At 44.4% G+C, this 25,477-nt stretch carries 23 protein-coding genes; 9 read left to right on the forward strand and 14 right to left on the reverse strand.

Annotated elements, in window-relative coordinates; translation table 11 throughout:
- Window positions 1-76 precede the first annotated feature (76 nt).
- Both MSG33_RS05220 and MSG33_RS05225 read right to left on the reverse strand, forming a co-directional pair.
- On the reverse strand, window positions 77-424 hold the full coding sequence (locus MSG33_RS05220) for a hypothetical protein (protein ID WP_005375501.1): 348 nt from the start codon (window positions 422-424) through the stop codon (window positions 77-79).
- 178 nt (window positions 425-602) lie between these two features.
- Window positions 603-1,796, reverse strand: a complete 1,194-nt coding sequence (locus MSG33_RS05225; protein WP_248380123.1) for a multidrug effflux MFS transporter — start codon at window positions 1,794-1,796, stop codon at window positions 603-605.
- A 105-nt stretch (window positions 1,797-1,901) separates the two neighbouring features.
- Here MSG33_RS05225 and MSG33_RS05230 point away from each other — a divergent pair, with 105 nt between their 5' ends.
- Together MSG33_RS05230 and MSG33_RS05235 are read left to right on the forward strand one after the other, a co-directional pair.
- Window positions 1,902-2,789: a LysR family transcriptional regulator gene (locus tag MSG33_RS05230; protein ID WP_005391202.1), complete on the forward strand. Its 888-nt coding sequence runs from the start codon at window positions 1,902-1,904 to the stop codon at window positions 2,787-2,789.
- Window positions 2,790-2,972: 183 nt separating this feature from the next.
- The gene (locus tag MSG33_RS05235; protein WP_006742077.1) at window positions 2,973-4,793 is read left to right on the forward strand and encodes a GGDEF domain-containing phosphodiesterase; all 1,821 of its coding nucleotides are present in this window, start codon (window positions 2,973-2,975) and stop codon (window positions 4,791-4,793) included.
- A 107-nt stretch (window positions 4,794-4,900) separates the two neighbouring features.
- Here the strand turns inward: MSG33_RS05235 and MSG33_RS05240 are convergent, their stop codons facing one another.
- Together MSG33_RS05240 and MSG33_RS05245 are read right to left on the reverse strand one after the other, a co-directional pair.
- Window positions 4,901-6,184 carry a peptidoglycan DD-metalloendopeptidase family protein gene (locus tag MSG33_RS05240; protein WP_145472100.1) on the reverse strand — a complete coding sequence of 428 codons (1,284 nt, stop codon included), beginning with the start codon at window positions 6,182-6,184 and terminating at the stop codon, window positions 4,901-4,903.
- A gap of 124 nt (window positions 6,185-6,308) precedes the next feature.
- Window positions 6,309-6,938, reverse strand: a complete 630-nt coding sequence (locus MSG33_RS05245; RefSeq protein WP_150917873.1) for a hypothetical protein — start codon at window positions 6,936-6,938, stop codon at window positions 6,309-6,311.
- 202 nt (window positions 6,939-7,140) lie between these two features.
- Here MSG33_RS05245 and MSG33_RS05250 point away from each other — a divergent pair, with 202 nt between their 5' ends.
- The 4 genes from MSG33_RS05250 to MSG33_RS05265 all read left to right on the forward strand — a co-directional run bounded on the left by MSG33_RS05250 (window position 7,141) and on the right by MSG33_RS05265 (window position 12,505).
- The gene (locus MSG33_RS05250) at window positions 7,141-7,542 is read left to right on the forward strand and encodes a GFA family protein (RefSeq protein ID WP_248380125.1); all 402 of its coding nucleotides are present in this window, start codon (window positions 7,141-7,143) and stop codon (window positions 7,540-7,542) included.
- A 152-nt stretch (window positions 7,543-7,694) separates the two neighbouring features.
- Window positions 7,695-8,366 carry a YoaK family protein gene (locus tag MSG33_RS05255; protein WP_005391213.1) on the forward strand — a complete coding sequence of 224 codons (672 nt, stop codon included), beginning with the start codon at window positions 7,695-7,697 and terminating at the stop codon, window positions 8,364-8,366.
- Window positions 8,367-8,821: 455 nt separating this feature from the next.
- Entirely contained in the window at window positions 8,822-10,186 is a 1,365-nt protein-coding gene (locus tag MSG33_RS05260; RefSeq protein ID WP_041853121.1) for a YjiH family protein, read from the forward strand.
- A gap of 447 nt (window positions 10,187-10,633) precedes the next feature.
- Entirely contained in the window at window positions 10,634-12,505 is a 1,872-nt protein-coding gene (locus tag MSG33_RS05265; protein ID WP_248380127.1) for a methyl-accepting chemotaxis protein, read from the forward strand.
- Between the two features lie 151 nt (window positions 12,506-12,656).
- Here MSG33_RS05265 and MSG33_RS05270 read toward each other — a convergent pair whose 3' ends face one another.
- The 3 genes from MSG33_RS05270 to MSG33_RS05280 form a co-directional block, all read right to left on the reverse strand.
- Window positions 12,657-12,998 (reverse strand): hypothetical protein, encoded by a 342-nt coding sequence (locus MSG33_RS05270; protein WP_081441257.1) that lies wholly within the window; start codon window positions 12,996-12,998, stop codon window positions 12,657-12,659.
- A gap of 235 nt (window positions 12,999-13,233) precedes the next feature.
- The gene (locus MSG33_RS05275; protein ID WP_005391218.1) at window positions 13,234-14,391 is read right to left on the reverse strand and encodes an aromatic amino acid transport family protein; all 1,158 of its coding nucleotides are present in this window, start codon (window positions 14,389-14,391) and stop codon (window positions 13,234-13,236) included.
- 712 nt (window positions 14,392-15,103) lie between these two features.
- The gene (locus MSG33_RS05280; protein WP_048625269.1) at window positions 15,104-15,415 is read right to left on the reverse strand and encodes a hypothetical protein; all 312 of its coding nucleotides are present in this window, start codon (window positions 15,413-15,415) and stop codon (window positions 15,104-15,106) included.
- Window positions 15,416-15,556: 141 nt separating this feature from the next.
- Between MSG33_RS05280 and MSG33_RS05285 the strand changes: the two genes are divergently transcribed.
- A complete protein-coding gene (locus tag MSG33_RS05285; protein ID WP_048625270.1) occupies window positions 15,557-15,892 on the forward strand; it encodes a helix-turn-helix transcriptional regulator in 336 nt (111 codons plus the stop codon).
- Between the two features lie 215 nt (window positions 15,893-16,107).
- Here MSG33_RS05285 and MSG33_RS05290 read toward each other — a convergent pair whose 3' ends face one another.
- The 7 genes from MSG33_RS05290 to MSG33_RS05320 all read right to left on the reverse strand — a co-directional run bounded on the left by MSG33_RS05290 (window position 16,108) and on the right by MSG33_RS05320 (window position 23,590).
- Entirely contained in the window at window positions 16,108-16,854 is a 747-nt protein-coding gene (locus MSG33_RS05290; protein WP_248380129.1) for a phosphatase, read from the reverse strand.
- 25 nt (window positions 16,855-16,879) lie between these two features.
- On the reverse strand, window positions 16,880-17,614 hold the full coding sequence (locus tag MSG33_RS05295; RefSeq protein ID WP_248380131.1) for a nucleoside/nucleotide kinase family protein: 735 nt from the start codon (window positions 17,612-17,614) through the stop codon (window positions 16,880-16,882).
- A gap of 9 nt (window positions 17,615-17,623) precedes the next feature.
- Window positions 17,624-18,142 carry an MltR family transcriptional regulator gene (locus MSG33_RS05300; RefSeq protein ID WP_104972797.1) on the reverse strand — a complete coding sequence of 173 codons (519 nt, stop codon included), beginning with the start codon at window positions 18,140-18,142 and terminating at the stop codon, window positions 17,624-17,626.
- A 59-nt stretch (window positions 18,143-18,201) separates the two neighbouring features.
- Window positions 18,202-19,473, reverse strand: coding sequence for a zinc-binding dehydrogenase (locus MSG33_RS05305; RefSeq protein WP_248380133.1), 1,272 nt, complete (start codon window positions 19,471-19,473; stop codon window positions 18,202-18,204).
- A 47-nt stretch (window positions 19,474-19,520) separates the two neighbouring features.
- Window positions 19,521-20,945 carry a PTS mannitol transporter subunit IICB gene (locus MSG33_RS05310; RefSeq protein ID WP_081442488.1) on the reverse strand — a complete coding sequence of 475 codons (1,425 nt, stop codon included), beginning with the start codon at window positions 20,943-20,945 and terminating at the stop codon, window positions 19,521-19,523.
- A 12-nt stretch (window positions 20,946-20,957) separates the two neighbouring features.
- Window positions 20,958-21,401: a PTS sugar transporter subunit IIA gene (locus MSG33_RS05315; protein ID WP_005391226.1), complete on the reverse strand. Its 444-nt coding sequence runs from the start codon at window positions 21,399-21,401 to the stop codon at window positions 20,958-20,960.
- Between the two features lie 431 nt (window positions 21,402-21,832).
- Entirely contained in the window at window positions 21,833-23,590 is a 1,758-nt protein-coding gene (locus MSG33_RS05320) for an SgrR family transcriptional regulator (RefSeq protein WP_248380135.1), read from the reverse strand.
- A gap of 394 nt (window positions 23,591-23,984) precedes the next feature.
- On the opposite strand from MSG33_RS05320, the gene MSG33_RS05325 reads away from it, so the two are divergent.
- Both MSG33_RS05325 and arsB read left to right on the forward strand, forming a co-directional pair.
- Window positions 23,985-24,326 carry a winged helix-turn-helix domain-containing protein gene (locus MSG33_RS05325; RefSeq protein WP_005391232.1) on the forward strand — a complete coding sequence of 114 codons (342 nt, stop codon included), beginning with the start codon at window positions 23,985-23,987 and terminating at the stop codon, window positions 24,324-24,326.
- Window positions 24,327-24,410: 84 nt separating this feature from the next.
- Complete coding sequence (arsB, locus tag MSG33_RS05330; RefSeq protein WP_248380137.1) at window positions 24,411-25,466, forward strand: ACR3 family arsenite efflux transporter; 1,056 nt, start codon at window positions 24,411-24,413, stop codon at window positions 25,464-25,466.
- Window positions 25,467-25,477 lie beyond the last annotated feature (11 nt).

The following is a 25,477-nucleotide window of genomic DNA, read 5'->3' on the forward strand; positions in this document are numbered from 1 at the left end:
AAAAACAAGACCAAGGTCACATTTATTTTGTAATTAACTTTCAGATTGGTTCTGATTACTTTTTCGAAACGGGCGCCTATCGCTTAGGTTGCTGGTATGTTTTACCCGCTGCGACGTACGTATCTTTCTGTTTGATTTCAAAGAATGTTTCAAAGAACCACGCAGCAAATTTGATCAAGTGATCGCCTTCATTCATAACGTGCTCCACGTATTCTTGCTCTTCTCCGGACTCGTCTTCTTGAGTGGTAATATGGTAAATACGTTTCTCACCATCAACTTCTGCAAGGCCAAACTGACCCGTTAGGGATTGCGCCGCTTGTGCAACTTCTTCTTCCTCACACGCCTTCAAGATTTCAAGTGCCTTTGGCATGCTTTCTTGCTGAGTAATTTCTTTTACCAGTGTTTCAAATTCGTTTTGTTGCATTCTTTCACCTAACGATTAGAGATCGGATAGTCATTTGGGCAGAAATGTATCCCCAAGCTTGAGAGGAGCATCAGGCATTGCCCTCTTCCTCTCAAACTGAGTCATTCAATATACACAATGATCCTGACTTAATTTAGCAGCGCATTTTAGAAAGCTGCCTCTTTCGTTGCAAGTATATTCAGGTGGAAGTTTCTACTTGAATAGTCCCTTTGGGTACTTTACGAAATTGACTCAATGCCAGCACACAGCAAGAAAGTAACGCAATAAACAAATAAAACACCCCAAGCTGGTTTTGATTCGTGACCCAAGAATCTACCAAGTATCCGCCAAACAACCCGGCTAAACACATTTGAATTGAGCCAGACAATGCAGAAACCGCTCCGGCCTGTTGCTTATGTGGCGACAGCAACAAACTAATTGATACCGGAAACGACATGCCTTGGGCAAAACTTAAACACGTAAATGCCACTAGTAATGAAAATACACTGAAGGGTGTAACCAACAACATGAAGCCAGCAATAGCAACAATCGCGAAACTCATCAGCAAGATTTGCTGAGCTTTGTAACGAGCGTTGATCAAATTAAGCACCAAGCTACCCGTCAGCAAACCAACTGACGGTATGATCATCAACGAGCCATAATCCGCCGCCGTTAATCCTAACTTTTGTTGCATTAAAAATGGATACAAGGAGAGCGTAACCAGAGCCGATAAATAACTAAGCCAGTTGTAGCTCGCACTACCAATCACTTGTGTATTCGTTAACAGACGCAAATAGTTCGCGCTGACTTGGCCTACTTTAAATTTTCGCTTCGGGTAAGGCAGCGTTTCTGGCAACACCAATAAACCAAGCGTAAAAATTGCCATTAAGTAAATCAGCACAAACACGAAGACAGCATGCCAACTCAGGTGAAAAGCAATCCAACCACCAAACAGCGGAGCAATAATTGGCATCACAGATGCCGTGACTGAAATATAAGATAGCGCTTTGGTTAATTGCATACCGTCATAACTGTCACGCAATACGGAGCGACCAAGCACCGAGGCACTGCCCGCTCCCAAACCTTGAAGTAACCGCCCCGCTTCAAGAGCAATAATGTTGTCCGAAAAGGCGATACAAATAACCGTACCAACTAGGTACACACTTTGGCCCAGAATAAATACTGGTCGACGACCAATCGCATCAGACAATGGGCCATAAAAAAGCTGAGAGATACCGAAACCAACGAGAAATAGTGTGACGAGATTCTGAATCGAATGTTGCGGCAAATTCAAGTCATGACCAATCAATGGTAAAGAAGGAAGATAAATACTAACGCCAACTTGGCCTGTGGCAATGATCATCATCGCTAATAACAATGGTGTTTTACGCAAACGTTCCTCCTACTTTGTGACAGATTGATGGCAAACAGTGTATATTTGATACTCAAAGATGATAATCAGCTAAGTTGGAAAGGAATTAATTCCCAAGGAGACACAATGGACTGGATTCAAAGCGTGAAGAGTTATATTCGTGTGGTCGAAGAAGGTAGCTTTAATGCTGCAGCGCGGAAACTCAATACCACCAGCTCAGCTATCAGTAAACGAGTTCAATGGCTAGAAGATAAAATTGGCGTTCAGCTACTTAAACGCACGACCCGCTCTATTAGCCAAACCGAAGCTGGTGCGCTGTTTTATCAACGAGCAAAAAATCAGTTGGATTCATGGCAATCAGTATTAGATGAAACTCGCTCAGTCAATCAATCACCAGCGGGGTTATTGAAAATTGGCGCGACACTGGCGGTTGGTTCTAAGTTTTTGGTGCATTACCTAGATGATTTTCTTGAGAAATATCCAGACATTACGCTTCAATTAACGACAACGCTACCGGGCCAATTGCCAGAGCTAAGCTTAGACCTGTTTATTAGCCGGGAATTAGAGCAACTTAATTCGCTAAGTTTCAAAGCCACCGCACTTTTCGAACATAAAGCCCAGTTTTACGCCGCGCCTAGTTACCTAAAAAAATATGGCACCCCACAATGCGTTGAGGATCTGACAGAGCATAATGTCCTGATTTGGGGTGAAAAGCCCTCACGAGAAATCAAAACCAATCGAGGCAAACGTATCAGCTTGTCCGGTAACTTTGCCACGACCAACCCAGAAGCGCTGTTTCATGGTGCCAAAAGAGGCATGGGTATTCTGATGACGAATAACGTCATGATCAAAGATGATCTCAAATCCGGAGCTTTAGTGCCTATCTTGCCCGATATCACAGCGGATAAAGCCACTGTATATGCCTACTATCCAAAGCTGGATTATCAGCATACCCGAACTAAGCTGTTCCTCGATTATCTCAAATCGCGATTAGAAGAGGAGAAGCGCGCCTAGCTTAGCGTTTTTATCGCTATACCTTTAAAAGGTTCAAGCATAAAAACATGAAAATAATGATTTGTTCGTTCACAAAATTTGAAAAATTCGCCTTAGTAACCGATAGTTTATTTGATGCATATCAAATAATAATTCTTCGTGTCTCACACGATATGGTAATCACAACGCTAGGTGAAATGCTCAATGGGTCAGGTACAAATCAGTTTCCACAAAATTGATGAAATATTGAAGCTAAACGGCACGGCTCAGCTAAACCGAGTCACGTTAGATATTCATCAACAATTGCAGAGCCATTGCACTTGCGTTGTAGAAGTGGCGCATCTTCAACATTCGGCTCATACCATCTCCTTCGCTAGCAATGGAAAAATTACAGACAATCTAAGCTACCACCTTTCAGGCACCCCCTGTGAAAAAGTGGCAAAAGACATTGGCGAACATATTTTCTATCAGGACCAAGTTTACAAACGCTTTCCTGAAGATCAGATGTTTCAAGAGGATGGTATTCAAGCTTACATTGGTCTGCCATTAAAGACACAAAATGGCGAGGTTCTGGGAATTTTATTGTCCACCTTTACCCGAAGCATCCACGCTAAGGAAGCGCAAGATATCCTCGACTTCCACCGCTTTTATGCCAATGTCATTATTCACAGCTTACGTGAAAAGTGGGTCAGTGAACGTTCAGATAAGCTTCTTAATCAGCTTAGCTATGAAGTATCGCATGATAACCTAACTGGGCTGCTCAACCGTAGCTGCTTAGCTGATACCTTGGAGACATTGACGCAACAGGCCACTCGTCCATTCAGTTTGGCTTACCTAGACATCGATAACTTCAAATCGATCAATGATATCAACGGAAACTACATCGGCGACCAAATTATTAAGTTTACGGCAAACGCCATTCAACAAAGCTTGTCATCGCCAAACAACGCTTTTCGTGTCGCAGGAGATGAATTCGCCTTCATTACTTACGACGAAGATCCTGTCGCCGTGTGTCAGGAAGTACTCGACAAAATTGAAAGCGGCTACAGCGACAAATCTAACCGAATTTCTTTCACTGTTAGTATTGGTATCGCGCGCGCACCAGTACATATGTTGAACAGTGATGAGCTAATTTTGAATGCTAGCCTCGCTCTCAAAGACTGTAAAAAACATCGCGATACACGAATTCAGCATTACGACACACATCTTAGTGCCCTTTATCACCGTAGAACTCAGCTTATTGAAGCCATGCGCATTCAACTAAGCGCTGACATACATGATAGCGAAGAGTTGTATGTCGTTGTTCAGCCAATCGTAGATATCACAAGCGATCGCTGGAATTACTTTGAAATCCTGGCCCGCTGGAACAGCAATGTTTACGGAAATATCTCCCCTGCGGAATTCATTGAAGCTGCCGAACAATCAGGCCTGATTATCGAGTTGGGTGAACGTATTATTGAACTCGCATGTATCGCAAAACAAGAGCTAGAAGCCAACTTAGGATACAAAGTTAAACTCTCTATCAATTGCTCTGCCTATGAGCTGGTCGACTCTAACCGCTATATTAACCACCTAACTAACATGGTTGAAAAGTATCAGCATGAAGCAAAAGACTTTGTTATAGAGCTCACCGAGACCGTTTTACTCTCGCAAAGTGGCCGTGAACAGATGGTACTTAACTCATTGCGGTACTTAGGTTTTAAAGTCGCGTTGGATGATTTTGGTACGGGATACTCAAGCTTGAACTATATACACAATTATCCGATTGATAGCATTAAAATCGATGCAACCTTCGTCCAAAACATGCTCTCAAATACAACCTCTGAACAAGTGGTGTTTTTGATAGCGCAATTGGCAGAACTGCTTGATGTGGATTTGATTGCCGAAGGCGTAGAAGACGATAGAGCATTACAAAAATTAATTGAAATGGGCTGCCACTACATTCAAGGCTATTTCTACTCTCGCCCACACAGTGTTGATGAAATCGTACACCTGATAAATGAACGTGAAGTGCGGAGCGCCTAAGAGCTCTAAACAAGCGACGGTCATGGAATGTAAATCTAGTTACTGCACAAAGTAAAAGAGACCAAGCTATACTTAGTCTCTTTTTATTTTTTGAGCGAAGTACTTTGTTACAGCACTGCTTTCTCTTTATCGCGTAATAGCTTATCCATTTCATCTCTGTTCGCGACAAAGGTTGCCATCTCTTTCTTAGGAACAGAGCTCGCCATTGGGATGTTTGCTCGCATGGCGTTAACTGGACGGCCGTATTCAATCAATTCATAGTGAAGGTGTGGCCCTGTCACTCGACCTGTTTTACCTGAAAGACCGATACGCTGGCCTCGAGAAACCTTTTGCCCTTTCTTCACCAGAATCTTACTTAGGTGTAAGTAACGGGTTTTGTATTTGCTGCCATGCTCAACAACCACGTAGTTACCCGCATAAGGGTGTTTACGAGTCATGATCACTGTACCGTCACCAGTAGAAACGACTGGAGTACCGGTTGGTACGGCAAAGTCAGTACCGTTGTGTGGCGCGACACGCCCCGTTACTGGATGTAAGCGATTAGGATTGAAGCCAGAACTGATACGCCAACGGCTACTTACAGGATAACGCTGGAATGCGCGCTGCAAGCTCTCGCCTTTGGCATTGTAGAATTGACCATCGGTATGAAGGTAAGCTGTGATTTCACGTCCGCGATTGTAAATCTTAATCGCCTCAATTTCGTTCTTGCCCGTTGGTATACCATTGATGCTTTGCGAACGACGAACGACTTCAAATCGATCACCTGCACGAAGATCACGCCCAAAGTTGAGCTGCTCTTTGAGTAAGCTCACAACTTGACTCACTTCTGCCGACGTTAGACCTAATCGACTTGCAGAAGAAGAGAAACTGCCTTGAATAACACCAACCAATGGTTCTTGGCGCCACACGCCAGGAATCGAGATATCGGTAAAGTCATAGCTACCATCACTATTTAGTTGGTAGACCACTTTATCTGCAATAGAAAATTGCAGTTCCATTTTCTCTAACTCGCCTGTCGCATCATCACGCCAAAAGCGGAGCGTGTTGCCCGGCTTTAGTGTATCAAGTGCAAGGTAGTTCAAATCCGTTTCCATTACTTTCATTAACGAGCTGTAACCGAAACCGAGCTGGCTAAAAATAGTGCTTAGGTTGTCACCTGCTTGGATTTGATATTCGAAGTTCGGGGGAGTGACAACTTCGGCAGTTGTCGCATCAAGAATTTTTTCAACGACCTGAGATTCAGGCAGGTTCAATGCGATGGTTTTGGTTAAAGATGACTCTTTGAGAGAGTGAGAAACACCAATCGCAACTAAAACTGGCAAGGAGTATAACAGCAGCGCTCTACGACTTGTCAGATTCGGCAACCGTCTTGTAATTTCATTTGTAGACACGGGAATTACTATCTCCTTTCAAACAAGGCTCATAGCTTATGCATTCCCGTATAAGAAATCACTATGAAATTTCGAGATCTAGCGCAGAAAACACTGAATTTTTACAGAACTCAAAAAAAATTCATCACTGTTGCATATGTAAGTTATTCCCTACACGCTTTAATGTGGATGAATTTAATTGATTTGGCGTATCTGCCATTGCTTGATCGTCACCATGCGCTAAATATGAAAGCGCGATAATGGCATCACTTTCCCATGTAATTTGGGTAAATTTAACGCGGTCACCGACAAAAATACTGTCTAAAAGGACAACTCGGCTCGGCACGGGGTCAAACTTAAACAAGCCAACATAGTTAAACGAACCGCTACCTTGTGTCGTTACAATCATCGGTGCAGCAATCCATGAAACACTCTCAATCTCACGCTGACTAATAAACGCAGTTGGAACGAGTACCTGACCTTTTGTCGCACCTGCATCATAATCACCTATCAGATAGCCGTTTTCTTTATCCCACTCATCAAGAAAAGTGACCGCTCCCTGCTCTGGTACTTGAATCGTCCATGGGTTGCGTGAAGTAATTCCCAGCGTCTCTTGCACAATAACATTGGTTTCTGCTTCCGTTTGAGGGAACTTAGCCATGATCTCTTCATCAGACAAACTAAAGCGATAAACACCCGCGATCACAACCACGACCAATAATACGATCGGAATAAGAAGAATAAGTGGTATCGGCAGGATTCTTTTGTGAGCCATGAAGACTTCCTTGTTTAAAGGTATAAATGAAAAGCGAGTATAGCATTGTATACCCAAATGATTTCATCCCTTCAAGTGTTTCAAAATTAAACTAAACTGACTGTATCCAAATGATTTTCAAGCCCAGATTTCATAACTGGCCACTGACACTGCTCTCAGTGTTCCAAATTCATTGGTGTATTGGGAAGAATAGGTAATCACGATGACAACAACCATTCATACATGCGAATGCGCCTGCGGTTTAGTTGAGATCCGTTGTAAGGGAGAACCCATCCGTACATCTGTCTGCCATTGTTTTGAATGCCAAAAGCGGACAGGCAGTGTGTTTGGGGTACAGGCTCGCTTTGATAAAGAGCACGTAACCTTAAACGGTGAAGTCACCTGCTATACCCGAATGGGGGATGATGGCAGCGAGGTTCAGTATGAGTTTTGCCCTTCTTGCGGCACGACAATGCGCTTATTGGTCTCTACATTTCCTGACATCATGATCATTCCCGTCGGTCTTTTTACTGATAAAGAGTTCCACCAACCAACGGTTTCCATCTATGAACAGAGGAAACATGGGTGGGTGAGTTTCGAATGTACAATGGAACACATCAGGTAGGGGAAATCCCCCTCTATGTCGTTATCATGGTCAAAGCAAAAGCTCGATAAGTGAGATTTTTTTGAGAATGATCAACCGAGTTTTACTGTAAGGGGTTTCGTAACGCGGTGTGAGCGTTATAATCGGCTCCTAACATTTGGTGGGGTTTTATTGTGATTTCCAGACTTCCTCGTTGGGTGGAATATGGCGCGTTTCTACTTGCCCTTCTCGCGGGCTGCGTCAATGCCGTTGGTCTTCTCGGCTTTCAACATCAAGCGATAACACATCTTTCGGGAACCGTAACTCAGCTAGGGAATAGCTTGCTAACAGGTGTGGATAGCTCCATTCACCTGCTCTTCATCGTATTTAGCTTTTTGATCGGTGCTGCCTTTAGCGGCTTTTTTATTGAGAGCAGTGCGTTAAAACTAGGGCGAAGATATGGTGTTGCACTGTGCATAGAAGGGAGCTTGCTCCTACTCAGTTTGGGCTTTTTGGTGCAAGGGGATTTGTACGGCCAATATCTAGCGTCAGCAGCATGTGGATTACAAAACGCAATGATCACTACATTCAGCGGCGCAGTAGTCAGAACCACACATATGACTGGGATCATCACCGATCTGGGGATTATGATTGGAGAAAGCTTAAGAGGTCGTCAATTTGATCGACGTAAAGCAAAGCTATTCCTATTCATTTTCTTCGGATTCTTGCTGGGCGGTGTCGCAGGAGCCGCACTATTCGTGGTGTATGGATTATATACGCTCGTTTTCCCTGCAATATTGGCTTTCGCTACGGCTCTGATCTACTGGAGTTACCTTTACGTGCTTAGTCGCCAACAAAAAGCATAAAATTTCGAACCGATTGAGGCCGAATGCTTCAATCGGTTGTAGCTCAACTCTCTCACCGCTGCACATCATAATAAACGTTTTATCGTGTTGTAACGCAGCTAAAAAACCTTATAACAGCTAGGGGTAACAGGGCTTCCGGCAAAAAGTTAGTTAGATCAAAGTCACATTTGTTTACCGTTTTATTATTCCAGTCACAATGCGCCCCATAATTCTCTGCGCCGCCCTCGCTCCGTGCTACAATTTTCTAACACAAGCAACATATTCGTATACACTTATACGTTATTTGACCAATTACCCGACAAATCGGCTGAATAACTAGATGTATTTAATGAATAGTATTGCAATGGATGCAGTTTGCGGGTACCCTCCGCAAAACTGTGATTAAATACGGATGTTTAGTGAATATTTATGTCATGGAAATGGCAAGTATTGACTAGTAGTAACACGAGACAACTATGCATAATACCACTAATGCTACTGAAGCACCTAAGGGCAACTTTTGGATGTTTTTCATCCCTTCCCTTATCGGTCTTCTACTATTTATGGCTCCGATCTCATACGATGGCGGCCTAACTATCCCTGTTGCGGTTATGGCAAAAGTCATCCCGGCAGTATTAGGCGATACCTTGATCGCTATCGTCACCAGTATCATCGCTTTCATGGCAGTCGCTTCTGTTCTTTGCAAAATTTTCAAGCCTGCAGCGATTTTACGTAATGGATTTTTAAACGGTCTTTTCAATCCATCGCCACTATGGCTTGTTGTTCGCTTAATCGGTGGTGCAGCCGTATTAATGACATTCTTCCAAGTGGGTCCAAAAGCGATTTGGGAAGAAAATACAGGTGGCCTTGTTCTTACCGGTCTTCTACCAACTTTGTTTGCGGTGTTCATTTTTGCGGGCCTACTCCTTCCGCTTCTTCTGAACTTTGGTCTTCTTGAGCTGTTTGGCGCATTACTGAGTAAAATAATGCGCCCGGTATTCAACCTGCCTGGACGTAGCGCAATTGACTGTATGGCGTCTTGGTTAGGCGACGGCAGTGTTGGTATCTTGCTAACCAGCAAACAGTACGAAAATAAATTCTATACTCAGCGTGAAGCCGCTGTTGTCGGGACAACGTTCTCAGCAGTATCGATCACGTTTAGCTTAGTGGTTATCGCTCAGGTACAGTTAGAGCATCTGTTCCTACCTTTCTACGGCGCAATCTGTTTAGCAGGTATTGTCGCTGCGGTTATCATTCCTCGCTTACCGCCGCTAAGCCTGAAGAAAGATCGCTACATTGATGGCAGCAACCCAGATAAAGATGCTGACGCCGTACCAGAAGGCCACACCACATTCTCATGGGGTATGGATCTAGCACTTAAGCGTGCGGGTCAGGTAACATCTGTTCAGTCGGTATTTAAAGAAGGCGTACATAATGCAATCGACATGGTGTTTGGTGTACTGCCTGTGGTTATGGGTCTGGGTACCGTGGCATTAGTGATTGCAGAGTACACTCCTGTATTTGAAATTCTAGGTCAGCCATTCATTCCATACCTAGAGCTACTGCAAATCCCAGAAGCTGTCGCCGCATCACAGACTATTGTTGTTGGCTTTGCGGATATGTTTATCCCGGCAATTTTAGCGGCATCAATTGATAATGAAATGACACGTTTTGTTATTGCAGCAATGTCAGTAACTCAGCTTATCTACATGTCAGAAGTTGGCGCCCTACTACTAGGCAGCAAAATTCCAGTAAACATTGTAGAACTGTTCGTTATTTTCATTCTGCGTACGCTAATCACATTACCTGTGATTGCTGGTGTTGCTCATCTGATTTTCTAAAATCAAAGCATCAATCAACAAAGGCTCCGCATTGTCGGGGCCTTTTTTATGTCTAAAACTCTATCTACAGCTCTATTCAGATCACTTAATTAGCAAACGCTCATAACTTACAACGAACAGCTCCAATCACGCCCCCTTTTACGACAGTTAAGTCGCTCTCATCTCACCAATAACGCCAACCTGAAACACTATGCTTTACGCAATTCTTTTCATTATGACGCTTTCATTAACAGAGCGCACAAATCTGATCAAACTCACGGTTTTTGTCGTAACTTACCGTTTTGTTTAAATTTGGTTAAAAAAGACAACAAATAGACTCATGTTTTTGACAAAGATGTCGATAAAAAAGATAACCAAACACAATAGGTTTCTCTTGATGCCGAATTCGCCCGTTTAAAAAGAGGTGAAAGCATAGTGAAGCCAACCGGGAGAATCAGAGGAAAGCTCATGAAATTTAGACATAAGGTTGTCACAGCCTCGTCATTTTTGCTGCTAATTACCGTGTCACTACTGTCGACGCAACAAGTTATGACGATCCGCTCCCAAACGCAGGAGCACATTGACTCGAGTGTGAACGAGATATTGACCAGTGTTGGCAATACCGTGCAATCTGAAATGAATGCTAAAAAGGATCTCGCTCGTTCTATTACTGAAGTTATCGAACTTAATCCAAGTTCACACAACTACGTTCAGAACATTCTTGAGCGACCAACACCAAAAGCCAGCTTTCTTGCGATTGGCTTTGGTTATGAAAGCAATGGTTTCGTGATTGAAAATGACGACGGCTGGGAAGCAGGACCAGACTACGATCCGCGTCAACGTCCTTGGTTCATCGCAGCTAAAAACAAAGGCGATTTGGTCGTAACAGACCCATACGTCGATGCGTCTTCAAAAAACGTCATCATCTCTGTTGGTACACCAGTAAAAGAAAACGGCCAGTTCTTAGCTGGTATGTTTTATGACCTTGAGCTCACTACCCTTTCTGACCTCGTCAACCAAGTGAATCTGTTTGACGCTGGTTACTTATTTTTGGTCACCGCTGATGGAACTACCATTGCCCACCCTCAAAGTAAGTACAACGGTGAAAAAGTTGGTAGCTACCTACCACAGGTCGATCTTACACAATCAACGCAACACATTGAGATCGATGGCGATCGTTATATGATTAACTTGACTCAAATCCCGGGCGAGAACTGGTACGTGGGTTCAGTTATTGATGAAGCTATCGCCTACTCTGCCGTAGGAGAGCTTCGCAACAGCGCTATTATTTATTCAATCATTGCCGTGATTGCTTCTGTTATTGCACTGACTCTACTCATTCGCACGCTCATGCGTCCGCTGGACACTTTAAACAACGCGATTAAAGGTGTTGCGTCTGGGAAAGGCGATCTTACACAGCGCCTTGAAACTGATACTGACCAAGAATTCTCAGAGCTTGCTACAAACTTCAATACGTTCATGGAAAACTTGCAACAGCAAATTATTGAGTCGAAGAGTATTTCTGATCAAATTTTGAATGGCACTCAAATCACCGCTGAGGGTGCAAAAGATTCGGCAGGTGCTATTCAAACTCAGCTACAAGAGCTAGAACAATTAGCCACCGCGATGCACGAAATGTCTGTTACCGCGACTGAAGTTGCCAATAATGCGCAAGGCGCAGCGAGTGCAGCCAAAGAAGCTGATCAAGCAACGGTTGAGGGCTCTTCTGTGGTCGGTGAATCGACACAAACGATCAATATGCTTTCCGATAGCATTGACCTTGCTGTCGAAGAAGTGCAAGTGCTTGAATCTGCAACCGCCAACATCGAAACAATTCTAAAAGTCATCAACGATATTGCGGACCAAACGAACTTACTCGCGTTGAATGCCGCAATTGAGGCTGCACGTGCGGGAGAATCTGGCCGAGGCTTCGCCGTCGTTGCTGATGAAGTTCGTACACTGGCGCAACGAACCCAAGAATCAACAACAGAAATTCGTACTATGATTGAGCAGCTGCAATCTGGCGCATCATCTGTGGCAAATGCTATGCATCAAAGCAAGGGTAGCGCTGTAGAAGCCGTAGAAAAAGCAGACTTGGCAAACAACGCGTTACAACGTATTCGTGATGCAATTCAGCGTATTTCTGATATGAACTTACAAATCGCCTCAGCGGCGGAAGAGCAAAGCTTAGTTGCGGAAGAGATCAACAACAATACGGTGAATATTAAAGACCTATCGACTCAAGTCGCCGAATCTGCGAATCGAACTAACGATGCTATGCAAGCACAGCAAGAAGATGTGCATAAACAAGATCAAATATTAAACCGATTTACAGTCTAGTCTTCACCTAAAAAAACAGCGAGCCAATGCTCGCTGTTTTTGTTTTTAGACCTCTATCGCAGTGGTATCTAGACTTAGAACGCCTAGTTTTTAATGTTGTTGCCACTCGGCTCAAAACTGTTATCACGCTTGCTATACTGCCTTTCCCACTCTAGTTGAATTCAACATGGATATAGCGGTCATTGGAGCGACGATAATAACGATCATCCACTTTTAAATAGGTGAAATCTCCAATCTTTATGTAGGTACTATTACGAGGAATTCGGTCGTGGTAGTAGTAACTGCGTCTTGGTCGTCGAGACTCCACATAAATAACGTCACGATGTTTATACTTATGTTTATGCTTGTGCTTGCGTTTATGATGATGGTGATGCTCATGATGGTGATCATATCGATGACCATGCCTATGTTTCGGGTCAGCCATCACTTCTGTACTGAACACACCTAAAGACAATATAACGCCAACCATGGCAAAAGATAATTGCTTTGACACAACAGAGCCTCTTATTAATATCAATAGCAACATAATAGGTAGGTGAATCACTGCACATGTCAGTCTTTCGCCAAGGAGTTTTACTACAAGGTCAAAGCTTATCGTGATTATCAGAGAAAGGTAAAGTATCACTGATATTGATAACTTTTTAAGTCCTCTGTGTTTGGGTTATAAACACAAAAAAGCCGCCCGTTATACAACGGGCGGCTCAGTTTTTAAATAAGCTAGCGTGATTTTATACTGCTTGGGCAAACAGCAAGAAACAGCCGAATAGGAAGATCATGCTCATTCCCATTACGCCGCCACCAGCTTCATAAATATTGTCATCTTCTACTGGCACTCGACGCACTTTCATTGTCATTGATAATGGGACAAAGACCGCGAGAAACACAAGAATAATCCCCGCGTAGCTAAGAATAGCCAAGAAGTGTTCTGGCGCAAATACAGCACCTAGTAGTGGTAGCACAAACGTGGTAACAAAAATCACTGGCTTACTTGCTTTCAGTAGGTCTGCATTTTGATCGTATAGCGCCATTGCCACACCTAAGAACGATGTTAACAGTGCTAACCCAGTGAACATGGATAGGATAAACTCCAACCCCTCGTATTGCTGACCTAATACCGAGATCAACTCCGTTACGTTGGAGTATTGAACAAGCTCATGAGGTGGTAGGTTACCGACAACTGCTAACAACCATAATAAGTAACAAACAAGCGGAATAGTTGAACCCACGATAATCATATTACGCAGTTGAGTTTTGCTCGCTTCTTTGTTGTAAGTTACAAGCGATGGGATCACGACCATAAAACCGAAACTGGTGAAAAGCACCGAGCTTGTCTTAATTAGCGCCATCTTATCGTCACTCACGACTTCATCAAGTCCCTCAAACGAGACGCTTGGTGCAAGCGCAAAAAGTGTCAGAATCAGCGCCACGATCATGCCTAGGAACAAACCGCGATTAAGCTTATCTACAACCCCTGTACCTGCCGAAACAATGATACCGACTAAAAGAGTAAAACCGACTTGGCTTGCGATCGTAGATGTTGGCAGCCCAATTGAGGCTGTTACTTTTTGTACGAGATCACCCGCACCAATGATATAAGCCATCAATAGACAAACTAACAGGGCGTAAAGCAAGCTGTTGGTTACCAACTGGCCACCTTTACCTAGCGTTTCGCGAGCAATTGCATTCATGCTCACGCCGCCGCCTACTTTGCAACTGGCCTCAAGAAGGAGCAGCGCAGCGTAAGTCGTCCCAGCCCAGATGAATAACATAAGAAGAGTGCCCCAAAGGAGGCCAAATTGAGCAAGCACCATTGGTATAGCAAGCATACCAGCGCCAAGAGCAGTACCTGCAACGATCAGGGAGCTGCCGACAAGTTTTAGGTTCACGGTTAATACCTCTAAATTCAATCCGTTTATTTCTCGCCAGTTGTGCTACATCCAAAGCACACCCAACAAAACGCTCTACTCAGCCAAAATTTGGTTACAAGAACTCTATGTTACAAGAGCCCTGTATGGCTAAGAAAGCATGCAGCAAAAGGTGGTTAATTCAATTGCACATGAACACTTGAGAGTCGTTTTGGGCGATGTCATCGTTGATGAAATGCGCACAACTTTGGGTTCGAAGCAAAATTGTTCATCTTAATTCATCAACGCCATTCGTTATGAATGGATTTGGTTCGAAAAGATTGTAAGGCATAAGCAGGACGATTGAAAAGCAAAAGGTCAATCTTATAGCGATATATTTTAACAACTCTCCTCATTCACCTAAGATGTGTCGTTATTTTCATCACTAATCAGTCTTTTATCGCCTAATGAGAGTAAGAACGTGCTCAACCGCTCAATTTTGGATGGGTGTATAAATTAGTTTACAGTTCAAGTACAGGTGTTAGATTCCAGGGGCATAGCCTAGATCGGACAATATCGCTATTATTCGCTGCGTACCGACACTGTTCGGTTCACATACCTCTAAACACTGATTTACGGTTCGAAACTATAGGTAAATGAGTGTCCGAATGCTGGGTGTGGTTCCCCAGCATTTGCATCCTTTCTTTTTGGTGTTATCCAAACTGTCTAAATCTAAGCTAGCTTGCCCATTCTATTAATAGGCTTTATCTAACGCTCCGATGATATAAGTTAATGCTGAAACGCCCATATCCGCGACCTGTTTCTCAGTCACACTCATATTTTCATACGCAATCTGCAACTCTACCTCACCTATCGATTCTTTATGAAGATAAAGCTCTTTGTAGTTCATCAACCTCTGTTGAGACTGTCGAGTCAGAGCGACAACATTTTCTTTAGTGACACGATGCTGCTCATCAAGCTCGCTAAATAATTGATCTAAAATGCGTTGCATTTTGCGAATTGAGGATTTCGTCTCGATTGATTTGTATGATTGATACTTTTCCATTGAGTTTATAACTGACTAAAATATGTACATTTTTATTAGGTAGCTATTCTTATACTGATTGCAAAACAGGTAAATATGAGATGGTTAAACTGGTCCACTTCTTGCTTTATTTAGGTCAAAACTGTCCTTTCAGGAGAGCACATGCAGGTCGACCCTATTATTGAAGCACTAATTGCGAGAAGAAAAGCGAGTGGCCTCTCCCGTGAACAAATGGCAAACATCGCAGGGATGAGCGTGAAAACGTATCAACGGATAGAGCGTGGAGAATCCGACCTGAAACTTTCCCAATATCGCTCCATACTACGCTCTCTGCATTTGACCGATCTCGACATCGCATTGGATATAAGAGGCGTTCAACACGTAACAGCGGATGATCTAATGGCCGTTGCACGCTTGCTGTCTCCTGAAGCTCAGTCCCTACTTGTTCGCCTGTTATCGCTCGTTATTGAACAGCGGAACACAAAAAGCGGCTCATAACCTTATGACTGATTAAGAGCAATAAAATTCCCGCTCGTCCTATAATATTCTCGAATTATGGCCTTCGTTCCCTTTTTCATTGATTCTTCTTTTCACGCTTTAAATCACAGTCGCGTTGTCTGTTCTACGCCTCCCCAAAACGAATAAAACCCGCAGCTTGGCGGGTTTTAGGGCTGTATAAGAAAATACTTCATTTAATGTGTTTGGGATTTTACTTAGTAAAAATCCTTAAACGCTGAAATCCTCGCCTTACCTCTCAGCAATAAGAAGTTCAAGAATCGGCTCGTCGACGTAGTGAGTATCTTCTCTTCTTCCACACCGTGTTTTTCCAGCAAAGTAATTGCCAAATCTAACTTAGAGATCTCTTCACAGAAGTGCGCATCAGATCCGGTACTGAAGTAAACGCCAATCTCTTTGCCCAGCTCGACAATGCGATCACAACGGGAATCACTACCCTTACGGCTTTTGCCTGTCAAAGATGTATTGTTAACTTCAACCGCAACATTGTGCTCTTTCGCGCAGCGCAGCACCTGTTCCATATCGAATGGGTAATTTGGGTTGCCTAAGTGACCAAGAACATCCACTCTGCCGCTTTTAATCGCATTTATTAGAGCGGCAGTATGCTCAGCTTCGGTTGCGGGCTTGAATACGGGTTCATGGAAACTCGCAATCACCCAGTCAAGATGTTGGTCAGAAGACGATGGTAAGTCTATCTCCCCTTTCACATTCAGCGTGTTGGCTTCGACACCACGGAGAATACCTACATCGTGTAAAAAGCGGGGCAAAATTCTTTGATTATTGAAATGCCAGTAGTGAGGGGCTCCTGGCATTTCGGGAGCATGATCGGTGGTACAAAGAAGTTTTAGCCCCTTATTCTTGGCTGCCAATGCGTTCTCTAAAATGGTGCTGTAGGCATGTCCACTGGCAATAGTATGGGTGTGGCTATCAACAACGATATCCATGGTGACCTCCTAAGTTGTGGACGAATTATCGAATTTCGAACGAACCGTTTTGATTGAGAAACAGCGTGAGATCCGCTGGAATCGAGTGATTTAAAACCTTATCTACATTTACGGCATCTGAGTTCAAATAAAACTCCAATGCAGCTTCTGGATCTGTACCACCACGAATCTTACGATTGACTAAACGCTCTTGTAGAAACTCAGGCTGTGTATCTACGAAGACGGTGAAATCGGCCAAGCGATGCAGTTCTTTCCATACTGGTTCATCTAACAGCAGCCAGTTGCCCTCGACGACGACAATATTGCGTTTAACCTGAATGGCATCATCCACAGGATCATGTAAGTTGCGATCGTAGTAAGGCCATTTGCTGTCTTTCACTTTAAGCTGTTTCAGCTTGTCGATAAGCTCCGTCAGATTAAATGTTTGATAGGATCCCTTAATACTGCGCAGAGGCACGAGCTCGCCATCTCGTTCAATCGTATTGTTGTCGAGGATCTCATTTGGATAGTGGAAACCATCAAAAGGCAGAACCTGAAGTGGCTCTTGGTTTTCATCTTGTTCAGAGAGGTATTCCCAGAACGCAGCAAGGGTTGACTTGCCACTACCCGGAGGGGCACACAAGAACACCACAATGCGCTCCTGCTTCTCATGATATAGGCGGGTAAATTTTTCGATAAGAGGTTGATGGATTCGCTTTACGTCGGCATCAGGAAAGGTAGCTTCGGTTTCAAAACCACTGACGTTTAAATTCACTTTCATGGTGAACCCTTATTGATTGATCTCCCCTTCGATTCTTTCTATCAACATTTCACATGACAGCTTCAACACTGTTTTGATGAGAGATTCGTATCTCATTTGCGAAAACGACTCAAACGAAGAGAACTTAAGCTGATTGATCGACTCAAGATAAAAGCTGTCTTGCTGAGAAGAGAGTACCGCTTGGTTTTTGATGAAGTCGTAAATCACGTCATCCGCGAATTCGACTTTCTCCGGTTGGCTAAACACATACTCCAAGACCTGATCGTACAATCCGATATCGGCGTAAGTTTCTAAAGAGATTTTGCCCATCGCAAACATCAGCTTAGATACCACATCGGTCGTCACCAACGGACCATCTTCTTTCAATAGAGGATCCACAGCATACTCCTTCACTAGATCGTCTTGGACGAACACGCTCGGAAGTAATGCTTTTAACTTGAGGTTAATTATTTTGTTAGAAACCTGAAGAAACGCAGTGGCATTTTCGCACTCGTCCAGTTTCTCCAGTAATTCGTCTTCACGTGACAACGTATTATGACCTCTCCATTATGTGGCAGCGCAAAGGCTACCACACAAATTCGTTGCAACTAAACCGTTAAGCTCACGTCATAAAACTCAAGTAACGCTTTTTCTGCATGCGCGTTCCACACATAGTTGTTCGCGCACAAAATCGCATCGAGTTCCGCAAAGAACGGGTCTTGATCTGCCAGCGATAAAAAGTCATCAATCGCCGTCAATGGCAGGTCAATATGTGGGTAAATCAACTTCTTACCGCCCGGAATATCCAACTGATTCAGAATCGTATGGGGTGCAGCTTGTAAGCCACCAACATGGGTTATCATGAAAGATGGGTTGATCTTGCCTTGTGAGGAAAGCTCAATAGATTCCACCATGTCACCCTTTGAACCACCAGACGTCCCTACAATATGGGTTGATTCGTAATGCACGTTGTAGAAGTTAAACGGCACTTTGAAGTTCTTATCCGTTGGGCCAGCAAAGAAGTTGAGGCAGCCATCATTGCCAAGTAGCTCATCGGCTTGTTCTAGCACTTGAGCAACCGCCGCGTAGACCATTACATCGTCATAACCATTGCCACCGTTGAGTGCTTTGAGATACGCGACCGGGTCGTCGATTTGAGCGGTATTCACGTAGTGCAGTTCTACGCCCTGCTCTTTGGCTTTTGCAACGGGAATGAGGCTTTCAGCTCGGTCTAAACGCGCAGCATCAATGTCAGTAACCACCACCAGCGTTGGCTTTACAGGTCCGTTGATCGCGTAGTCAATCGCACCAATCCCCATTGGGCCAGCGCACGCCAAAAGCGCTAACGCACCGCCCTCTTTGATGCCCATATCATGCTCGTACACGTATTGCGTAGTGTGGTAGCTCGCATGGTACGCACCAATAATGCAAGACATTGGCTCAGCCAGCGACGCATCAGCAAAGTAATCGCCGTGGTAAGGCAGCACGCAGCCTAGGTCGATAGCGATTTTAGGAATAATGGAATACGTCGCGTTGCCGCCAAATGTCTCATAGCTGTAGCCCGCCGAGTAGCCTGTTGGCAAGCCCATGGCAGGTTGCAGAACAAAGTAATCGCCAGCTTTGAATCGGTCTTTTAGATTCTCACCGACTTCAACAATCACACCTGCGTATTCATGACCTGTCATCACTGGCACTTCGTCAATGTTTTCAGGAACGCGTTTGTGTTTGCTACCTAACAATGCTGCTTTGTAAGTGGATAGACAAATGCTGTTTGAAATGTTTTTAACCAGAAGTTCATCGGCTGAAATGCTTGGCAAATCAAAAGTTCTTAGGTGAACGTTTTTCTCACCACAGATAACCGCTGCCGTTGTTTGTACCATGATTTATCTCCTAAATGGGGCGATACCTGCCGCCCCAAACTGCATTGTTAGGCTGGTTGCTCAGTCGCGACCGCTTGTTGCTTAATCTTGTCCATCAGCTCGTCAAGCGCTGGGTCGTTGAGGAAGTTCTTGATCGTTACGACTGGTAAACCTGTCGCGTTGACTGCGCGGCTTTCTAAGCTCTCGTGCGTCACGACGATGTCGGCTTCACTCGGGACTTTCTCGATGGCAAAGTTCTTCACTTCAATCTCTATCCCAGCTTGTACTAGCTTGCGTTTGAAGGTCGAAGCGCCCATTGCACTAGAGCCCATACCTGCATCACAAGCGAATGCGACGAATGAAATTGGTTTGCTTAGTTCTTGCGTCGTAGCAGCTGCAACTGGCTTAACTGCGCCTTCCGCTTTCATCTCTTTCATGTCAGAAACTGACTTCTCAAACTCGCTTTCTTTTTCTTCTGATTTGCTCACCTTCAGAATCGCACTTGCTACCAAGAAAGAGACAATCGTTGCACTTGTCACACCTGCGATGGTCGCGATGAAGCTACCTTTCGGAGTAAGAGCAAGGTAAGAGAAGATAGAGCCTGGACTTGGACCCGCGACCAAACCGGCATCAAATAGGTTGAAGGTTGCGATGCCTGTCGCCGCACCAGCAATCATTGCCACAATCATGATTGGTTTCATGAGTACATATGGGAAGTACAGCTCATGAATGCCACCAAAGAAGTGAATGATGATGGCACTTGGCGCAGAGCGTTTAGATAAACCCTGACCAAACTTTGCGTAAGCCAGCAGCATACCAAGACCTGGGCCTGGGTTAGACGCCACCATAAAGAAAATGGACTTGCCCGTTTCTGCGGCCGCTTGCAGGCCTAGTGGGTAATAAATACCTTGGTCAATGGCGTTGTTCAGGAACAACACTTTTGCTGGTTCGTTAATGATCGCTAACAGAGGCAGGAAACCCGTCGCAACCAACGCTTCGATGCCTGATTTCACAAACAAGTTTGCTGCGGTGACTGAAGGGCCAACAATCTCGTAGGCGAACAAACACAACAACATACCGACGATACCCAACGAGAAGTTGTTGACCACCATCTCAAAACCAGAAGGGATGCGGTGTTGAATACGTTTATCCACTTGCACCACAACCCAAGCACTCAGTGGGCCCATGATCATTGCGCCAACAAACATCGGTATGTCAGCCCCGACAATCACGCCCATCGTACCGATAGCCCCCGCTACCGCGCCGCGTTTTTCACCAACAATCTGACCACCAGTGTAACCAATTAAAAGTGGCAGCAAGTAAGTGATCATTGGCCCCACGAGTTCGCCAAAGGCTTCGTTTGGCATCCAGCCCGTAGGAATAAAGAGTGCAGTAATAAAGCCCCAAGCGATAAAGGCTCCGATATTTGGCAGCACCATGGCGGTCAAATGACCTCCGAAGGCTTGCACATTGGCTCGCATGTTTGCTTTCACGTTATGTTCCTTTTAGTATGCTTTTATTATGTCTAGCACTTGTTCTTTGGAAGAGGCTTGTGCCAGTTTTGCAATGTTCTCTTCATCCACAAACATCTCGCTCAACGCTTGAATCACCTCAATGTGGGTATCAGAGTCTTTCGCAGCTAAGGTAATAAGAATATTGGCCGGACCGAGATCCGATCCAAAATCAACAGGTGATGGGAAAATATGAATGCCTAAGCCTGTTTTTAAAACACCAGTTTCAGGTCGGGCATGAGGCATTGCCAATCCAGGGCATAACACATAGTAAGGACCGTTTTCTTCCGTTGAACGGATGATTGCATCAGCATAATGCTGGGAGACGTAACCTTTATTTTCTAGGTATTGAGTGGTCTTTTTAACCGCATCTTGCCATTGGTAAGCGCGATCATTAATTACATCTACTAGTTCGTGGTCGATTAACTCGTACAGCATATTTAACCCTATCAACAGTTCGTCATCTGATGGGTTAATTATCAATAACAGAGTCCCAACCGCGCAACCGAGCTACTTTTGCGCTTCGAATCACACTTTAAAGCCTGTCAATTTGTTTAAATGGACAGAGCTCAAAAATCTCACACGTAAAAAATCTACAAATTTTATTTGAGCAACAAGTCAATAGACGAATTTTGAATACAATCACCTTCTCGAAAATATTCTTAAAGTTACATTATTTACATCAGATCACATTAGACCTATTGACTCGATATAATTCGTGATTAGTTTCAAAGTTCATTTCGGGCCATTTATTGATAGCTCACGCTAAAACGTAGACAAACCTCACACTTGTTGGCTAGAAAAAATAAAAACGTCACTGGCTTTCACCAACTTGCAGACACAAAAAACCGCCATTCAGGCGGTTTTGATCAGTCCGCAGACCAAACGGATCGTATGTCTGGCCATCCCCAGTTTGTGAGTGCGACATCTTCCAAGACCCCTTGAAAACGTAGCGTCTGAGTATGGTGAAACATCGGTGCAATCCAATATTCGCTAATCAAAGTGGACGCAATCGGCTCTAACGCGCTCAGGTAATCTTCAAGCGGTGAGAATGCACGGACATTCTCCATTTGAGCATCCAACCACGCCGCATTTTGCGCCCCTAAAGTGTGGTAAAGCACAGCATTGCTAAAGAAGTTGCTAAACGCAGACGCATGACGGTTATCGTCCAAGTTGATATTGGTGACAACCAAAGTCTCATCTAGCGTACCGTTTTTGGCTTTCTCGCTCAGTTCACGGTAGGAGTACATAACGATCTCCACTCGGCTGCCCGCATGTTTTAGACGCGAAGAAATCGCTCGCGCGCACCGGCGTAGTGCCGTGTAATTGTACCCTGCGATGGTGATCAGCTTTGGCAACTTGACCGCTTCTCCAAATGGACGCAACACCGGTTTCCAGTTAGGCAATAAGTTATAAGCAGGTATGCTCCCAAATATAATGTTTTCATTACGCATCACGTCAGCTAGCAGTTCAGGTTGAATCAATTCACTGATGTATCGGCGCTGGGCCTGAGACAAAGCGTGCTTTGCATGATGGTTAAACAGTGCGAACAAACAACCGTCTTCCGTTCGACTGCGTTTACTCGCTGGTGATACTTCACTGTTTGGCGTCGACATATAGTGGCTGCACATGTCATCAGCAGAATCAGGTTCTGGTTGCAATGTGTTTGCGGCAAGCGATGGATTTTCCATCTGTTCATCGTTGACGATCCATATCGTCACAAAATCCGTTAATACTCGACACGCGTAATAGCCATCAAACGCTTGCAGTTTCAAACGGTTTTCACTGTGCTCAACGACGGAAAATGGACCACTCCCCACCACCAACTTGTTGTTAGCAACGTTCACTTGACTCACGGGCTGAATGCCATATTTCACGCCAGAAATAAGTCCAGCAAAACCCAAGTCAGGTCGGTTAAGCTTAAAAACAACCTTCAATGGATTAAGTGCCGTAATGTTGGCAACATGCGCCAGCTCTTTTTCGTAGTATTCCAAAGAGCTTAATTTGGCGAACAAACTCACCACCGTGTCGGCATCGATTGGGTTGCCATTATGAAAAGTCAGACCCGGACGAAGATAAAATGTCCATTCGTACAAGCTGTCATCATAACGCCAATGATGAGCCAGCTCTGGCTGCACCTGCCCGTTGTAATCGCTCGAAACCAAACAACAATAAATTTGGCGAAGCAAAAAACGTTCACTACTTCGCTGCAGTTGATGCGGAACCACACGCTCGAACATGCGTTTGTAGGTCAGCTGAATATTGAGCCGCCCCTCTTTTACCGATGCGCCCGACGTTGTTTTGAGGAGTCGCCCAAATGCAGCTTCATCTTCATCCAGAATCGACAGCGCTTTCTCGTACTTACCAAGCTTGATTCGCTCTAGTGCAAGGCTTTCTTTTAGCGCGCTGAGTTCAACGTTTAACAACAATGTTGAACGCTGGTTCCGTCCCGGTTTTGGTCGCCAACTTAACCACGCTATCTCTTGCATCTGCGCCAGCAAACTGCGCGCATGACGAGGCGAAGTAAACAACAAATCGGCGATTTCTTGCAGCGTGGTTTTTGCTTCATTACCAACACCAAAAGAGAGCAAGCGTTGGTAATAACGAAATAAGTTGAGATCAGACACCGCACGCACCTTAACTCTAGGAGGCCATTCAATAGGCGTATTTTACTGAACTTGGCGGCAATAAAATAAGAAAACTTCCAAACACTTTGTTCCCCTTTTACTAACATTTCGTGCCTATATTGTAGGAAAACCCCACCAATTCGGTTTTATCAGGAATAAAGCGAAGAAATCTACTCTCTTTTTCGCCTCCCCTTTTTTCACCATACTAATTTAGCGAGCAGGAAATATAGAGAATTGCTCATGACCTAACCCCCAAGCAGAACTTAGCTCCTGATACCACACCCCCAATTCGTCGTATCTTTAAGTTCTGCTTTTTTACTGCCAACAGTTGCGCCTTAGAAAAAGCACACGTACACTTAATCGCAATTCGACGATTAACTATAAAGGTTTGCTCATGAGCAACAAATGCAGCGAAACGTGCGAAATTGCTTTTGAAGCCACGCAAAAACAACTCGATAAAGAGCAAGCACTCGCCGCTCAAGCGAAAGCGCTGTCTCATCCTGCTCGCTTACGCATTCTGCATATTCTTCACACTTTAGACACTATGGGCGGCTGCTTAAATAGCGATTTAGTCTCTGAGTTAGGTTTAGCGCAATCGACCGTATCAGAACACTTACGTATTCTAAAACAGGCCGGGTTTATCAGTGCAGAACCTAACCCGCCAAAGGTTTGTTACCGCATTCAACGTGAAAAACTGAACGCGTTTAACGCTCAATTTTCCGGTTTATTTAGCTAAGACACATTGCGCGCTTTCCATGCGCGCAAAGATAAACTATAACCTTATGCATCGCCTTTCGACGATAAACGAATAGAGACCACTATGACGACTGAAGTTTTAAATAGTGCCAGCGAAAAAATGAGCTTTCTTGACCGCTACTTAACGGTTTGGATCTTTGTCGCAATGGCCATCGGCGTGGGGATAGGCGCAGCCTACCCGCAAGTAGCAGAATGGAACGAAGCAATGTCCGTTGGTAGTACGAACGTACCACTCGCCATTGGTTTGATTTTGATGATGTACCCACCACTCGCCAAGGTGAACTACGGTCTATTAGGAACGGTAACGAGAGATAAAAAGGCCATCACGCTGTCTCTGGTTATGAACTGGATCATCGGCCCAATCCTCATGTTCGTTCTTGCTTTAACCTTTCTTGGTGATCATCCAGGTTACATGGTCGGTATTATTTTGATTGGCCTTGCACGCTGCATCGCTATGGTTTTAGTGTGGAATGATATTGGCGGCGGCAACAAAGAATATGGCGCGGCCTTGGTGGCATTAAATAGCGCATTTCAAATTCTGACTTACAGCGTTATGGCTTGGCTATTCATCACCGTACTTCCACCGTTCTTTGGCTATGAAGGTTTTGTGGTTGATATTTCCATGGGAGACATTGCGGAAAGCGTATTGATTTACTTAGGCATTCCGTTCCTCGCTGGTTTTCTCAGTCGTAAATGGTTAGTCGCTGCAAAGGGTGAGAAGTGGTACAACGATGTGTTTATTCCTCGAATTTCACCCATTACTTTGATCGCTTTGCTCGCCACCATCGTGCTGATGTTCAGCCTCAAAGGAGAGATGATTTTACAGCTACCAATGGATGTGTTCCGCGTGGCAATCCCACTAGCGATCTACTTCGTATTGATGTTTTTTGCCAGCTTCTTTATCGGGAAGAGAATGGGCATTCCTTACGATAAAAATGCCTCCATCGCATTTACGGCAACGGGTAACAACTTTGAGTTGGCAATTGCGGTTTCCATTGCTGTATTTGGTCTAAATTCCGATCAAGCATTCGCTGGCGTAATTGGCCCGTTGATCGAGGTTCCGGTTCTGATTGCTTTGGTTAACGTCGCACTGCGGATGAAAACCAAATACAAAAGCTAAAATTGGAAACA

Source organism: Vibrio sp. 1CM7H (assembly GCF_023161645.1).
GTDB lineage: Bacteria > Pseudomonadota > Gammaproteobacteria > Enterobacterales > Vibrionaceae > Vibrio > Vibrio diabolicus.